Source organism: Paraburkholderia sp. JPY465 (genome assembly GCF_050436725.1).
In the GTDB taxonomy this organism is placed as follows: domain Bacteria; phylum Pseudomonadota; class Gammaproteobacteria; order Burkholderiales; family Burkholderiaceae; genus Paraburkholderia; species Paraburkholderia youngii.
In genome coordinates, this window is the sequence record NZ_JBNDMT010000003.1 from 739209 (window position 1) to 753518 (window position 14310).

13 protein-coding genes are annotated in these 14310 nt (G+C 67.4%); 7 read left to right on the forward strand and 6 right to left on the reverse strand.

Annotated elements, in window-relative coordinates; all coding sequences use genetic code 11:
* The first annotated feature begins 105 nt into the window (after nucleotides 1-105).
* The 7 genes from QFZ94_RS18055 (at nucleotide 106) to QFZ94_RS18085 (ending at nucleotide 6212) form a co-directional block, all read left to right on the forward strand.
* Nucleotides 106-636 (forward strand): NUDIX domain-containing protein, encoded by a 531-nt coding sequence (locus QFZ94_RS18055; RefSeq protein ID WP_368585274.1) that lies wholly within the window; start codon nucleotides 106-108, stop codon nucleotides 634-636.
* 160 nt (nucleotides 637-796) lie between these two features.
* A complete protein-coding gene (locus QFZ94_RS18060; RefSeq protein WP_368585275.1) occupies nucleotides 797-1945 on the forward strand; it encodes an iron-containing alcohol dehydrogenase in 1149 nt (382 codons plus the stop codon).
* A gap of 40 nt (nucleotides 1946-1985) precedes the next feature.
* Nucleotides 1986-2435, forward strand: coding sequence for an acyl-CoA thioesterase (locus tag QFZ94_RS18065; RefSeq protein WP_410849511.1), 450 nt, complete (start codon nucleotides 1986-1988; stop codon nucleotides 2433-2435).
* A gap of 4 nt (nucleotides 2436-2439) precedes the next feature.
* Nucleotides 2440-3378: a branched-chain amino acid ABC transporter permease gene (locus QFZ94_RS18070; protein WP_429458576.1), complete on the forward strand. Its 939-nt coding sequence runs from the start codon at nucleotides 2440-2442 to the stop codon at nucleotides 3376-3378.
* Nucleotides 3371-4693 (forward strand): branched-chain amino acid ABC transporter permease, encoded by a 1323-nt coding sequence (locus tag QFZ94_RS18075; RefSeq protein WP_429458578.1) that lies wholly within the window; start codon nucleotides 3371-3373, stop codon nucleotides 4691-4693. Before QFZ94_RS18070 ends, QFZ94_RS18075 begins: the two co-directional genes overlap by 8 nt.
* Nucleotides 4690-5490, forward strand: coding sequence for an ABC transporter ATP-binding protein (locus QFZ94_RS18080; protein WP_429458580.1), 801 nt, complete (start codon nucleotides 4690-4692; stop codon nucleotides 5488-5490). The genes QFZ94_RS18075 and QFZ94_RS18080 overlap by 4 nt, the downstream gene beginning before the upstream one ends.
* On the forward strand, nucleotides 5487-6212 hold the full coding sequence (locus tag QFZ94_RS18085) for an ABC transporter ATP-binding protein (RefSeq protein ID WP_429458582.1): 726 nt from the start codon (nucleotides 5487-5489) through the stop codon (nucleotides 6210-6212). Before QFZ94_RS18080 ends, QFZ94_RS18085 begins: the two co-directional genes overlap by 4 nt.
* 76 nt (nucleotides 6213-6288) lie before the next feature.
* Here the strand turns inward: QFZ94_RS18085 and iolB are convergent, their stop codons facing one another.
* From iolB to QFZ94_RS18115, 6 genes are all read right to left on the reverse strand, one after another.
* Nucleotides 6289-7089 (reverse strand): 5-deoxy-glucuronate isomerase, encoded by an 801-nt coding sequence (iolB, locus tag QFZ94_RS18090; RefSeq protein ID WP_368587200.1) that lies wholly within the window; start codon nucleotides 7087-7089, stop codon nucleotides 6289-6291.
* On the reverse strand, nucleotides 7086-7994 hold the full coding sequence (iolE, locus tag QFZ94_RS18095) for a myo-inosose-2 dehydratase (RefSeq protein ID WP_410849506.1): 909 nt from the start codon (nucleotides 7992-7994) through the stop codon (nucleotides 7086-7088). Before iolE ends, iolB begins: the two co-directional genes overlap by 4 nt.
* A 19-nt stretch (nucleotides 7995-8013) precedes the next feature.
* Entirely contained in the window at nucleotides 8014-9987 is a 1974-nt protein-coding gene (iolD, locus tag QFZ94_RS18100) for a 3D-(3,5/4)-trihydroxycyclohexane-1,2-dione acylhydrolase (decyclizing) (RefSeq protein ID WP_429458585.1), read from the reverse strand.
* Complete coding sequence (locus QFZ94_RS18105) at nucleotides 9984-12008, reverse strand: bifunctional 5-dehydro-2-deoxygluconokinase/5-dehydro-2-deoxyphosphogluconate aldolase (RefSeq protein WP_410849504.1); 2025 nt, start codon at nucleotides 12006-12008, stop codon at nucleotides 9984-9986. The genes iolD and QFZ94_RS18105 overlap by 4 nt, the downstream gene beginning before the upstream one ends.
* Nucleotides 12009-12094: 86 nt before the next feature.
* Nucleotides 12095-12901 (reverse strand): ATP-binding cassette domain-containing protein, encoded by an 807-nt coding sequence (locus QFZ94_RS18110; protein ID WP_410849503.1) that lies wholly within the window; start codon nucleotides 12899-12901, stop codon nucleotides 12095-12097.
* Between the two features lie 13 nt (nucleotides 12902-12914).
* On the reverse strand, nucleotides 12915-14105 hold the full coding sequence (locus QFZ94_RS18115) for an ABC transporter permease (RefSeq protein WP_368587195.1): 1191 nt from the start codon (nucleotides 14103-14105) through the stop codon (nucleotides 12915-12917).
* Between the last annotated feature and the right edge of the window lie 205 nt (nucleotides 14106-14310).

Below are 14310 nucleotides of genomic sequence, written 5' to 3' on the forward strand. Positions count from 1 at the left end.
GGAGCCTGAGTGACTGCCGGCGCCTCGGCGCACCACTCGGTACACGCGCAATGCCACACCACTACGACCCGCCAAAAAACAGGAAACAACGAGACGTCCCCCGCCATGACCGAGTACCGATTCTGTCCCCGCTGCGCGAAGCCTCTGACCGAACGCACCGACCCCGAACACGACGGTGGCCGCGTCCGTCAGATCTGTCCCGACACCGAGTGCGGTTATGTTCATTGGAATAATCCGCTGCCGGTCGTCGCCGCGATCGTCGAGTACGAGGGCAAGGTTCTGCTTGCGCGCAACGCCGCATGGCCCGAGGGCAGGTTCGCGCTGATCACCGGCTTCCTCGAAAACGGCGAGACGCCGGAGCAGGGCATCGCTCGCGAAGTGATGGAGGAGACGTCGCTGCACACGGAATCGGTCGAACTGATCGGCGTGTACGAATTCATCCGCAAGAACGAGCTGATCATCGCGTATCACGTGAAGGCGCATGGGACGATCGCGCTGTCGCCGGAACTCCTGGAATACCAGCTCGTCGAGCCCGCGAAGCTGCGGCCGTGGCGCGCGGGCACGGGGCAAGCGCTCGGCGAATGGATGCGGCGGCGCAATTTGCCGTTCGAATTCGTCGAGCGGCCGGGGCTGTGAAGCGCTCGGCCCATCGAGCCGCAACATTGGCCAGCACACAGACAATGCGGACAACGCAGACAACATAGAGACAGCACACAGCAGCCATCGACGCATCATCGAATCGTTCATCCACGTCAATCAGCGGTCAATGAGCGCACGCTCAGGGAGAAGCAACGGCATGGCCTACATCTACTACCTGACCCATATTCATCTGGGCTACGACGCACTGTCGCAACTGTCGTCCGAGTGCGCGCGCATCGGCATCAGGCGGCCTCTGGTGATCAGCGACAAGGGCGTCGTCGCGGCCGGCATCGCGCGGCAGGCACTCGATGCGCTGAAGCTCGGCGACGTGCCGCTGTTCGACGACACGCCGTCGAATCCGACCGAGGACAAGGTGCTCGCGGCGGCCCAGGTGTATCGCGACGAGCGCTGCGACGGGCTGATCGCGGTGGGCGGCGGTTCGTCGATCGATCTCGCGAAGGGCGTCGCGATCGCGGCCACGCATCCGGGGCCGCTCACGCAGTACGCGACGATCGAAGGCGGCAGCGCGAAGATCACCGACGCCGTCGCGCCGTTGATCGCGATTCCGACCACGGCCGGCACCGGCAGCGAAGTCGCGCGCGGCGCGATCGTGATCCTGAACGATGGCCGCAAGCTCGGCTTTCATTCGTGGAGTCTGCTGCCGAAATCGGCGCTGTGCGACCCGGGTCTCACGCTCGGCCTGCCGCCGGGGCTGACCGCCGCGACCGGCATGGATGCGATCGCGCATTGCATCGAGACCTTCCTCGCGCCGGCCTTCAATCCGCCCGCCGACGGCATCGCGCTCGACGGCCTCGAACGCGCGTGGCACAGCATCGAGCGCGCGTGCGCGGACGGCAGCGATCGCGAGGCGCGCCTGAACATGATGAGCGCGTCGATGCAGGGCGCGATGGCGTTCCAGAAGGGCCTCGGCTGTGTGCATTCGCTGTCGCATCCGCTGGGCGGCCTGAAGGTGAACGGCCGCACGTCGCTGCATCACGGTACGTTGAACGCGGTCGTGCTGCCCGCGGTGCTGCGCTTCAACGAGCGCGCGCCGAGCGTGGTGGCCGAGCGCCGCTATGCGCGCATGCGTCGCGTGATGGGGGTGCCCGAGCATGCGGATCTCGCGCAGGCGCTGTTCGACATGACCGCGCGGCTCGGTCTGCCGACCGGCCTCAGGCAGATGGGCGTCGACGAAAGCATGTTCGACAAGGTCGTGCAGGGCGCGCTGCTCGATCACTGCCATCGCACGAATCCGCGTGAGGCGAGCGCCGACGACTATCGCCGCATGCTGACGGAATCTTTGTGACGCAGCCCCGCATCCTCGCATCCACCAACCGCCACGTCCGATGAACAAACCCGCCCCTGCCGGCCGCGCCGCGTATCCGCACTTCCTGTCGATCACCACGCGCTGGATGGACAACGACGTCTACGGCCACGTGAACAACGTCGTCTACTACAGCTACTTCGACACCGTCGTGAACGAGTATCTGATACGCGCGGGCGTGCTCGATTTCGAGCACGGCGCGACGATCGGGCTCGTCGTCGAGACGCAGTGCAACTACTTCGCGCCGCTCGTATTTCCCGATCGCATCGACGCGGGCTTGCGCGTCGCGCGGCTCGGCACGTCGAGCGTGCGCTACGAGGTGGGGCTGTTCCGCGACGGCGATGATGCGCCCGCCGCGCAGGGGCATTTCGTGCACGTCTACGTGGATCGCGCGACGCGGCGGCCAGTGAACCTGCCCGCCGAACTGCGCGCGGCGCTCGAACCGTTGTGCGTTGGCGGGACGGCGGACTAGACGCGTGCAGTCGTTCATCATCACTTTGCTCAACGGCCTGAGCTACGGGCTGTTGCTGTTCATGCTGTCGGCCGGGCTCACGCTAATCTTCAGCATGCTCGGCGTGCTCAACTTCGCGCATGCGAGCTTCTACATGCTCGGCGCGTACGTCGGCTTTTCGGTGGCGGCGCGCGCCGGTTTCTGGAGCGCGCTGGTGGTCGCGCCGCTCGTCGTCGGTCTGCTCGGCGCGGCGCTCGAGCGCTGGCTGCTGCGGCGCGTGCGCGGCCACGGTCATCTGCCCGAGCTTCTGTTGACGTTCGGCGCCGCGTATCTGCTCGGCGAACTCGTCAAGCTCGGCTGGGGGCTCAGTCCGCTGTCGGCGAGAATCCCGGCCGTGCTCGACGGTCCGCTGTTCTCGCTGTACGGCGCGGTTTTCACCCGCTATCGCGCGTTCATGATGGCGGTGTCGCTCGCGATGCTCGCGGCGCTCATCGCAATGCTGCGCGTATCGAAGACCGGCCTGATCGTGCGCGCCGCGCTCACGCATGCGCAGGCCGTCGAAGCGCTCGGCTACAACGTGCCGCGCGTGTTCACCGGCGTATTCGCGGCCGGCACCGCGCTCGCCGCGCTGGCCGGCGTGATCGGCGCGCCGCTGTTCGTGATCGAGCCGGCGATGGCGGAGTCGCTCGGCTCGATCGTGTTCGTCGTCGTCGTGATCGGCGGGCTCGGGTCGCTTAGCGGGGCGCTCCTCGCGTCGCTGCTGGTGGGGAGCGTGCAGACGCTGGCGGTCGCGAGCGATCTGTCGTTGGGCGACGCGGTGGCGCTCGTCGGCGCGGTGCTGCCGCCCGAATGGGACGCGCTGACGCTCGCGCAAGTCGCGCCGCTGCTGCCGTACCTACTGCTCGTCGCGGTGCTGGCGATGAGGCCGCGCGGGCTGTTCGGACGGCGTGACGATCATGCGTAAGCGGGGCGGGCCGTCAGATGCGCTGGAAAGCAGGGCGCCGCCGCGCAGGCGCGGTGGCGCGCTCGCGCCCTGGCTCGCGCTCGTCGCCTTTCTGGCCGTGCCGCCTTTCATCTGGCCGCACAGCTGGCTGCTCGCCTATCTCGCGCAAAGCGCCACGATGATCGTGTTCGCGCTGTCGTACAACCTGTTGCTCGGCGAGACCGGGCTGCTGTCGTTCGGACATGCCGCGTATGCGGGGCTCGGCGCGCTGATCGCCGCGCGCCTGTTCAACGCGGGCGGCGTGCCGCTCGTGCTGCTGCCGTTGGTCGGCGGCATCGGCGGCGCGCTGTGCGGCGTGCTGTTCGGCTTCATCGCGACGCGCCGTGCCGGCACCGCGTTCGCGATGATCACGCTAGGTCTCGGCGAGCTCGTCGTCGCGGCCGCGTGGACGCTGCCGGGCTGGTTCGGCGGCGAGGCGGGCGTCGCGATCGATCGCGCGAGCGGGCCGCTCTTCGGCGGCTGCAGTTTCGGTCCGGCGCGCGAGGCCTATGCGCTGATCGCGCTGTGGTGCGTCGTCGCGAGTGTCGCGATGTTCGCGCTGTCGCGCACGCCGTTCATGCGGCTCGCGAACGCGGTGCGCGACAACCCGGCGCGCGCGGCGGCGATCGGCTGCTATCCGCGCCGGGTTCGCTATGGCGTGGTCGTGCTGTCGGCGTTTTTCGCGGGCATCGCGGGGACGCTCGGGCTGATCAATATCGAACTCGTATCGACCGAAAGCGTCGGCATGATGCGCTCGGGCGCGGTGCTGATCGCGACCGTGATCGGCGGCACTGCCGCGTTTTTCGGGCCGGTCGCGGGGGCGATCGTGCTGACGTTTTTCAGCGTGGTGGTCGCGAGTGTCACGCGGGCGTGGCTGTTTTATCTCGGGCTGTTCTTTGTCGTCGTCGTGATGGCCGCGCCGGATGGGCTTGCGGGCTTTGCCTCGCGACACGTGGCGCGGATTGCGGCCTATGGCTGGCGAGGTTGCCGCGCCGCTTATCTGTGGAGCGCGGCGGCAGGGTTGCTGTGGCTCGCGGCCGTCGTGATCGCGGTGCAGTGGGCCTATGCGGCGCAGTTCGGTGCGGACGAAGGGGCGGCATTTAGCGCATTGTTCGGCGGCGGTGCGGGCGCGGGTGCCGATGTCACCGTCGCACCGATGCTGTTGCCGCTTCCTCTGGCGCTGGCATTCGTTGCGCTCGCCGCCCTGGCTGCATTGTCCACACGCCATGCGCTGCGCGCGCATGCACGCGTGAGCGCCCACGCACGCGCGGCACGTTCCTCCGGAGCCGCACGGTGATCCCCGCACTGGCGCTCTACGGCATCGAAAAGCGTTTCGGCGCGACGCAAATACTGCGCGGCGTCGATCTCGCGATCGAGCCCGGGGAGCGGCACGCGCTGATCGGCCCGAACGGCGCGGGCAAGTCGACGCTGTTCAACCTGATCGGGGGCGGCGCGCGGCCGAGCGCGGGGCGTATCCATCTGTTCGGCGCGGACATCACGCGGCTGGCGCCCGCCGCGATCGCGCGCCGCGGCCTCGCGCGCAGCTTCCAGAGCACCAGCGTGTTCGCGCGGCTGTCCGTGTTCGACAACCTGCGCTGCGCGGCGCAGCTTGCCGAGCGCGATCGCACGCGCTGGTGGCAGCGTCTGACCGGCACCGCCGCGATCGATGCGCGCGCCGCCGAGGTGCTCGATGCGGTCGGCCTCGGCCCGCGCCGCGACGTCGCGGCCGGCACGCTCAGCTACGCGGAGCAACGCGCGCTCGACCTCGGCATCGCGCTCGCCGGCGGCGCGCACACGCTGCTGCTCGACGAACCGACCGCGGGCATGAACCGCGCGGAGGCGGCGCGCGCGATCGAGCTGATCCGCGACACCACCGCGGGCCGCACGCTGCTGATGGTCGAGCACGACATGGACGCGGTGTTCGCGATCGCGGATCGGATTTCGGTGCTGGTGCAGGGGCGCATCATCGCGAGCGGGTCGCCGGGCGCGATTCGAGCGGACGCGGCGGTGCGGGCCGCGTATCTGGGTGAGCGCGTCGACCCGGGCTCACGCACTCGGGCCGGTGACGAACCCGGCAACGGGGCAGGCCGATGAGCGCGCTGCTCGACATTCGCGACCTCAACGCGTGGTACGGCGCGAGCCAGGCGCTGCACGGCGTCACGCTGAGCATCGAGCCCGGCGAAGTGATTGCGCTGGTCGGCCGCAATGGCTCGGGCCGCTCGACGCTTGCACGCGCGATCATGGGCCTCGTGCGCTGCGAGGGCGAACTGCGTTTCGCGGGGCGCTCGCTCGCGGGTCTGCGCACGTTCGAGATCGCGCGGCTCGGGCTCGGCTATGTGGCCGAGCATCGCGACGTGTTCGCCGCGCTGAGTGTGCATGAGAACCTGCTGCTCGGCATTGCGCCGGCTGCCGCATCGCGTGAGCGTGGCCGCGCGCCGCGCTTCACGCTCGACGACGCATATGCGCTATTCCCGGTGCTCGCCGAGCGCAAGCGCACGCGTGCCGGCGCGCTGTCGGGCGGCGAGCAACAGATGCTCGCGCTCGCGCGGGCGCTGCTCGGCGACCCCGATCTGCTGCTGATCGACGAGCCCGGCGAAGGGCTCGCGAGTCTCGTGATGCAGCAGGTCGCCGATTGTCTGCATGCGCTGCGCGAGCGTGGCGTCGCGATGTTGCTGATCGAACAGAGGCTCGTGATCGCGCAGGACATCGCGAGCCGCGTCGCGGTGATGGGGCACGGCGAGATCGTGTTCGACGGCGCGCTCGCGTCATTTCTGTCGCGTGACGATGTGATGCGCGAGTGGCTCGGCGTGGGTTGACGCGCAGGCTTGCGCGCGCCCGGCGCGGGGCGGGGGCTACGCTTGGGCACGCCAACGCGTCAAGGGTTTTGGATGGTCAAGCATCCTTATTGATGATCCACTCGTGCACCGGATCGTTATGGAAATGCCAGACCCGCTGGCTACCGGCCATCACGTTCAGATAATACGAGTCGTAGCCGTACGGCACGATGACCGGGTGATAGCCGCGCGGCACCATCACGACGTCGTGATCCTCGACGGCCATCGATTCGTCGATATCGCGCGAGTCGGTGTACACGCGCTGAAACGCGAAGCCTTGCGGCGGATCGAGCCGGTGGTAATAGGTTTCTTCGAGCGAGCTTTCGTGCGGAATGTTGTCGGTGTCGTGCTTGTGGGGCGGATAGCTCGACGCGTGACCGCCCGGCGTTCTCACTTCGACCACCAGCAACGACTCCGCCGGCTCGGTCTGCGGAAGAATGTCGCACACGTAGCGCGTATTCAGCGACTTGCCGCGCGTCGAGCGCTTCATCGACGCGGGCTCGATCAGCCGCGCCGGATACTCGCCCTTGGCCGGCGCACTCGCGACACCGATCTCCGCGTCGCGGTTCGCGCGCACCGTCGCGCGCACGTTCGGCGGCAGATACACCGCATACGGTGCCGCGTCTTCGAACACGCTGTCGCGCGAACCGAGCGAACTCCAAGTCGTATCCGGCGTTTCGACATCGACCGCGCCGCTCAGCACCACGATGCACGATTCGCGCGCCGGTTCGAATACATACACGAGTTCGTTCGCGCCGACCCGGTACGCGGCGAATCCTACATAGCGCCAGCAGGCCGACTGCGGCGTGACGCGCGCGATCGTCTGGCCTTCGCGCTCTGCCTTTACCAATAAGCTCATGCTGCCTCCTTGCCGAGCGGCGCATCGACGAGCGCCCGCAAAGTACCGTACCCCTTCTGCGCATAATCGAACGACGGTGCGACCACGGGGTCCTGCTCCGCCTCGACCACGAGCCAGCCGCAATAACCATGCCGCTTCAGCCGGTCGATCAGCGCCGGAAAATTGACCGCGCCGTCGCCGGGCACCGTGAACGCGCCGGCGATCACCGCATCGAGAAAACTCCAGTTGCGATTGCGCGCGAGCTTCATCACGGCGGGGCGCACGTCCTTGCAGTGCACGTGACAAACGCGCGCAATGTGCTTGTCGAGCACGGCCACCGGATCACCGCCCGCGAACGTGATGTGCCCGGCGTCGAACAGCAGGCCTACCGCATCGCTGGTGCGCGCCATCAACTGATCGACGTCGGCTGGCGTTTCGACATACGCGCCCATGTGATGATGATAGGCGAGCCGAACGCCACGGCTCAGCGTATAGCGCGCGAATTCATCGACGCGTGCCGCGTAGCCGGCCCATTGCGCGTCGCTGAAAAAGCGCGGCCGTTGATACAGCGGGCGCGGCGCGCCCTGGATCGAATCGGCGACCTCGCCATACACCATCACTGTCGCGCCGTTCTGCGCGAGCAATTCCAGATGCGAGCCGACCGCGTCGATTTCTTCCGCGACGCTGCGTTTGGCCAGTTGTCCCGAGTACCAGCCGGACACGAGCGCGAGGTCGTATTGCGCGAGCAGCGTTTTCAGCGCTTGCGGCTCGCGGGGAAACTTGTTGCCGAGCTCGAAGCCCTGGTAGCCGATCTGGCGGCCCTCGGTCAGCGCGACTTCGAGCGGCGTCTCGCCGCCGAGCGACGGCAGGTCGTCGTTCATCCACGACAGCGGATTGATGCCGATGCGTACGTCGAAAGCAGTCATGCAGAAGTCCTCATGGTTCTCAGTCGTGATCGGCGCCCTGTGGCGGCGAGGGCGGTGCGGAGGGCGCCGCGCGCGCGGCGAGCTGCGCGTCGTACTTCGCGCGGGCGTCGCGTACCTCGGTGCGCGTCGATACTTCGGGCACCGCGACTTCCCACCACCAGCCCCCGTCTTCGGTGGTGCGAGCCGGGTCGGTGTCGATGCTGATCACGTACGTGCCGTTGGCCGCGCGTGCGCGTTGCAGTGCCACTTCGAGTTCGGCGAGATTACGCGCATGTTCGGCTTGCGCGCCGAGCGCGCGCGCATGCGCGGCGAAGTCGATGCGCGGCACGCCTTCCGGTCCTTGCGCGCAATCGTCGAGCAGATTGTTGAACGGTGCGCCGCCGCAAGCCTGTTGCAGCCGGTTGATGCAGCCGAAGCCGCGATTGTCGAGCACGACGACGATCAGCTTCGCACCGAGCATCACCGAGCTCACGATCTCGCTGTTCATCATCAGATAGCTGCCGTCGCCGAGAATCACGATCACCTCGCGCTCGGGCCGCGCGAGCTTCACGCCGAGGCCGCCCGCGATCTCGTAGCCCATGCACGAGTAGCCATATTCGACGTGATACGCGCCGGGCCGGCCCGCGCGCCACAGCTTGTGCAGATCGGCGGGCAGCGTGCCGGCCGCGCAGACGACGATGTCGTCGGTCGGCGAGCGCGGGCTCGAACGCTGCACCGCGCCGATCACATCGCCCTCGTAGGGCAGCACCGCGTCGCGTTGCGGCGCATGCGTGAGCGTTTGCACGGTGTCGCGCCAACTGGCCGCGAGCTTGTGCGCGCGCGCGGTCCACGCGCGCTCGGCGTGCCAGCCTTGCAGCGGCCCGGCGAGCGCATCGAGCGCGAGCTTCACATCGGCTTCGACGACGAAGCCGCGATGCTTGAGCGCGTCGAAGCCATTCGCGTTGATCGCGATCACGTCGGCTTGCGTGAACAGCGTGTTCGAGCCGGTCGTGAAGTCCTGCAGCCGCGTGCCGAGCGCGAGCACGCAGTCGGCGTCATGCGCGAGTGCATTGGCGGCCGGCGAGCCGGTCACGCCGAGCGCGCCCGCATTCAGCGGATCGTTCCACGCGAGCGAGCTTTTGCCCGCCTGGGTTTCCGCGACCGGCACGCCATGCGCGCTCGCGAAGCGGTGCAGCGCATCGGCCGCGCGGCTGTACAGCACGCCGCCGCCCGCGACGATCAGCGGCCGCTTCGCGTGCCGCAAGCGCGCGCACGCGGCGTCGAGATCGTCGCTACGCGGGGCGGGCGCATGAATGCGCACGACGCGCGGCGTGAAAAAGTCCTCCGGAAAGTCCCATGCCTGCGCCTGCACGTCCTGCGGCAACGCGAGCGTGACGGGGCCACACAACGCCGCATCGGTCAGCACGCGGATCGCGCGCGGCAGCGCGCTCAGCAATTGCGCCGGATGCACGATGCGGTCGAAGTAACGCGACAGCGGCTTGAACGCGTCGTTCGCGGATACGCCGCCGTCGTTGAAATCCTCGAGCTGCTGCAACACCGGATCGGGCGCGCGCGACACGAAGATGTCGCCGGGCAGCAGCAGCACCGGCAGACGGTTCACGTGCGCGAGCGCGGCCGCGGTCAGCAGATTCGTCGCACCGGGGCCGATCGACGTCGTCACCGCCATCATGCGGCGGCGAAAGTGAGCCTTCGCGTAGGCGATCGCACTGTGTGCCATCGCCTGCTCGTTATGCGCCCGGAAAGTGGGCAGCGCGTCGCGATGCTGATACAGCGCCTCGCCGATGCCCGCGACGTTGCCGTGGCCGAAGATCGCGAACACGCCGCCGAACAGTGGTTCGACGCTGGCGCCGTCTTCGCTGGCGACGCGTTGCGCGGCGAGGTAGCGCACCAGCGCCTGTGCCATCGTCAGGCGAATCGTGCCGCCGGTGCGGGCGGGCGCTTGCGGCGCGCCGCTGGTGGATGGAGTGTCGTCATGCATGATGCCCTCGTTCATGCGGCTTGCTCCTGATGAGCGTGATGAGGTGTGCCATGCGCCGTCGGTTCGCCGCGCGCATTGCGCCACGCGGCGATCAGCGTTTCGAACGTGTGGCGCACGCGCGCGATCAGTTCGTCATCGCCGATTTCACCGGCGAGCCACGCATGGCTCGGTTCGTGAAAGATCGTGCGGCCGACCGTGAAGCCGCGGCACGTCGCCGCTTGCGCGGCCGCACGAAAGCCTTCGCTCAACTGCTCGACCGCCGCCGACAAGCCGAGCAGCACGACGCCGCGGCAATACGGATCGCGCTCGGCGATCAGCGCGTCGATGGCCTGCCATTGCGCGGCGTCCATCGGTTCGAGCTTCCACCACTCGGGGTAGATGCCGAGGTTGTACAGGCGCTTCAACGCGCGATACACGATGTCCGGCCCCTGCGGCAGCGACGCATGCTTCGGCGGAATCACTTCGAGCAGCAGTTCGTGGCCACTGGCCTGGGTCGCGTCATACAGCGCGCGCAGTTGCGCCTCCTGTTCGAGCCGCTGCTCGATCGGCTCATCGGGGTGAAACTGCACGAGGCATTTGGCGACGTGCTCCTGCGGCCACGCGATCAGCGTGGTGCCGATCGAGCGGCCATGATCGAACACGAGCGGCACGGAGTGGGGCAGCTCGACCGGACGGCCGATCCACCAGCCGCGGCCGGTCGCGGCATTCAGCGCGTCCTGACCATAGCGGTCGTCGATCAATACGCCGATGCGTCCCTGCAGGTTCAATGCGCGCTCGGTCTGGGCTACCGCTTCGACGAACAAGCCCTTCAACGAGGCAATGCGCGCTTCGTCCGCGCCGGTCTGCTGCGCGAGTTCGAAGAACGGGTTGCGATGATCGAACGCGAAGCCGAGTACTTCGTGCCACGCTTTACGCGCCGGCGACACGCGATGCAGTCTTGCGAGCTTCGCATCGCGATCGGGCCGGCGCATGCGCTGCGGATCGGCCTGCGCTTCGCGCAGGAAGTAGTCGAGTTCGGCCGGGGTCGGCATCGCCGGTGCGCAGCCGTGGCGTGATACGACCAGCGCGCCGCTCGCATTCGCGGCGCGCGCGCAGGCCTCGAGCGGCTGATCGCGCAGCCAGCCTGAGAGGAAGCCGGAAGCGAATGCGTCGCCCGCGCCGAGCACGTTCAGCACTTCGACTTCGACGCCGCCATGAATCGGCGCAGCGTCGAGCGATGCAGGCACCTCGCCGTCAATGATCTGACAGCCGAGCGGCCCGCGCTTCAGCACCAGCGTGGCCGGCGTCACGGCGCGCACCATCGCGAGCGCATCGCGCAGGTCGGTCTTGCCGCCGGCGATGCGAAACTCTTCCTCGGTGCCGATCACCAGATCGAACAGCGGCAGTATCCGCTGCAAATGCGTGCTGACACCCTCGCTCGCGACGAAACGCGTCTCGCCGTCGGCCTTGCCCGTCAGTCCCCACAGCACCGGGCGGTAGTCGATGTCGAGCACGGTGCGCACGTCGTTGCGGCGCGCGTATTCGAGCGCGCGGCGGCTCGTGCGATTGACCTGCTCGGTGGAAAAATGCGTGCCGGTGATCAGCAGCGCTTTCGACGACGCGATGAACGCCTCGTCGAAATCGGCCTCGTCGACCGCCATGTCCGCGCAGTTCTCGCGGTAGAAGATCAGCGGGAACGTGTCGCGGTCCTTCAGGCCGAGCAGCACGAGCGCGGTCAGCCGTTCGTGATCGATGCGCACGTGGCTCACGTCGCAGCCTTCCTTCGCGAGCGTCTCGGTCAGGAAGCGTCCCATGTGATCGTTGCCGACGCGCGCGAGCATGGCTGCGTCAAGCCCGAGCCGCGCGCAGCCGAACGCGATGTTCGCCGACGAGCCGCCGAGATACTTCGCGAAGCTCGACACGTCTTCGAGCCGCGCGCCGACCTGTTGCGCGTACAGATCGACGGCCAGCCGGCCGAGGCACACGATGTCGCGGGCGCGCCCCGGCGCGAACCGGCTGCTTGCTGCGTTACCGCTGGAGGTGCTGGAGTGAGCCATGAATAGTCCTGAATAACAGTGCGCGGTGAGTGCGCGATGGCTGGCCGGGCGAAACGCGTCGGCGCCGGACGGACCGCACGAATCAGTCAGATCGTCGCGCCTTCGAGTTCGCCGATCATCTTCTGCATCTCGGCGCCGCCGGCCATCATGTCGAGCACTTCATCCTTGCTGATCGTCTGTTTGGTGAAGGTGCCGAGCGAGCGTCCACGATTGAGCAGCGTGAACGAATCGCCGATCGGATACGCGTGGTGCACGTTGTGCGTGATGAAGATCACCGAGATGCCTTTGGCGCGCGCCTTATGGATCAGCTTCAGCACGTTGAAGCTCTGCTTGACGCCGAGTGCGGCGGTCGGTTCGTCGAGAATCAGCACGCGCGCGCCGAAGTGAATCGCACGCGCGATGGCCAGGCATTGGCGCTCGCCGCCCGACATCGTGCCGATCGGCTGATGCGGGTCGCGCACATTGATGCCCATTTCGGCGAGCTTGTCGCGCGCGGTGATTGCGCAGGTTTCGAGGTCCATCACGTTGAGAAACCCGAACAGCTTTCTCTGCGGTTCGCGGCCCATGAAGAAATTGCGCGCGACCGAGAGCAGCGGCACCAGCGCGAGATCCTGATAGACGGTTGCGATGCCGAGATCGAGCGCGTCTTTCGGTGACGTGAAATGCACCGGCTTGCCGTCCACCCGGTAGGTGCCCTTGCTCGGCTGATACACGCCCGCGAGCGTCTTGATCAGCGTCGATTTGCCCGCGCCGTTGTCGCCGAGCAGACAATGCACTTCACCGCGTTTGAGCCGCAGCGTGATGTCGTTCAGCGCGATGATGTTGCCGAAATAGCGGCTGACGTTTTCGAGCGACAGGATGATGTCGTCCGGGTTCGGTTCGGGGGTGCTCATCGTGAACCTCCGTCTAGCGCGATGCCGCGACGCGGCCGCGTACGTAGTGGTTGAACAGCACGGCGAACAGCAGCATCACGCCGAGAAACACGCGGAACCAGTCGGAATCGACGTTGGTGTACGTGATGCCGATCTGCACGACGCCGAAGATCAGCGCGCCGAAGCAGGCGCCGACCACCGAGCCGTAGCCGCCCGTCAGCAGCGTGCCGCCGATCACCGCGGCGATGATCGCCTCGAACTCCGCCTGCAAACCACGGTCGGCCGCGGCCGAGCCGATATCGCACACCTGTAGCACCGCATACAGGGCCGAGCAGAACGCGGTCAGCACGAACAGCGAGATCTTCACGCGACGCACTGGCACGCCGACATTCTTGGCCGCGTTGGCATCGCCGCCGACCGCGAAAATCCAGTTGCCGAAGCGCGTCTTCGCGAGCGTGAACGCGCAGACCACCGCGAGCACGAACCACCACAGCAGCACCTTGGGAATGCCCGGCACCAGCGGCGCGCCGTTGTCGAGCATCTTCACGAGACCGAGGTGGCCAAGCCATACGAACAGACCTCGGAACGCGACGCCCTGGAAGAACGTGTGCGCGAACCAGTCCTGACGTGCGACGTCGCCGACGCCGGAGATGATCGTGCGATCGGCGAACATCACCGATAGCGCGAGCGTCAGACCGCGCAGAATGAACAGGAACGCAAGCGTGACGATGAACGACGGCAGACGCGTGCGTATCACCAGATAGCCGTTGAGCGCGCCGAGCAGCATCGAGCCGACGAACGCGAACACGATCGCAAGCCAGATCGGCCAGTGGAAGTACATGGTCGGCAACGCGACCATCATGCCGGCAAAGCCGATCATCGAGCCGATCGACAGATCGAACTCGCCGGCGATCATCAGCAGGCATGCGCCGACCGAGATCAGACCAAGATAGGCGGCGACCTGCGACCAGTTCATCACGCCGTCGAGGTTGAACATCCCCGAGTTGCCGGCGGCCAGGCCGAACACGATGAACACCATCACGGTGCCGGCGAGCGCCGCGAATTCCGGTCGGCCGAGCAGATGGCGGAACCAGGATTCCTCGCGCACGCGTTCGTCGACGGCAGCGGATTGCGAGGCGGTCGTCGCGCCAGACTGCGCAGGGTCCTGCGGATCGGACGGCGGTTGCTTGCGGTGATGGGGATGAAACAGGTCGGCGACACCCATTGAAGCTCTCCTTGATACGCCCGCGACCGGCGAGTCGGCGCAATGCGTTGGGCGTTTGTGAATCCGCCGGGCGGCATGTCCGCTGGGCGGTATATCCGCTTGGCGGCATGTCCGCTGAGCGGGCGAGTGCCGGCAAGACGCAATGCGTCCCACCGGTCACTGCCTTTTGAACCTTGCCGCTGGCGCGGCGGCCTGATCGCGCGAC

Coding starts and splice junctions, on each gene's coding strand:
- QFZ94_RS18105 (WP_410849504.1), bottom strand. CDS start 12,008: ATGGCTCACTCCAGCACCTCCAGCGGTAACGCAGCAAGCAGCCGGTTC.
- QFZ94_RS18085 (WP_429458582.1), top strand. CDS start 5,487: ATGAGCGCGCTGCTCGACATTCGCGACCTCAACGCGTGGTACGGCGCG.
- iolD (WP_429458585.1), bottom strand. CDS start 9,987: ATGAACGAGGGCATCATGCATGACGACACTCCATCCACCAGCGGCGCG.
- QFZ94_RS18065 (WP_410849511.1), top strand. CDS start 1,986: ATGAACAAACCCGCCCCTGCCGGCCGCGCCGCGTATCCGCACTTCCTG.
- QFZ94_RS18060 (WP_368585275.1), top strand. CDS start 797: ATGGCCTACATCTACTACCTGACCCATATTCATCTGGGCTACGACGCA.
- QFZ94_RS18110 (WP_410849503.1), bottom strand. CDS start 12,901: ATGAGCACCCCCGAACCGAACCCGGACGACATCATCCTGTCGCTCGAA.
- QFZ94_RS18115 (WP_368587195.1), bottom strand. CDS start 14,105: ATGGGTGTCGCCGACCTGTTTCATCCCCATCACCGCAAGCAACCGCCG.
- iolB (WP_368587200.1), bottom strand. CDS start 7,089: ATGAGCTTATTGGTAAAGGCAGAGCGCGAAGGCCAGACGATCGCGCGC.
- iolE (WP_410849506.1), bottom strand. CDS start 7,994: ATGACTGCTTTCGACGTACGCATCGGCATCAATCCGCTGTCGTGGATG.
- QFZ94_RS18075 (WP_429458578.1), top strand. CDS start 3,371: ATGCGTAAGCGGGGCGGGCCGTCAGATGCGCTGGAAAGCAGGGCGCCG.
- QFZ94_RS18055 (WP_368585274.1), top strand. CDS start 106: ATGACCGAGTACCGATTCTGTCCCCGCTGCGCGAAGCCTCTGACCGAA.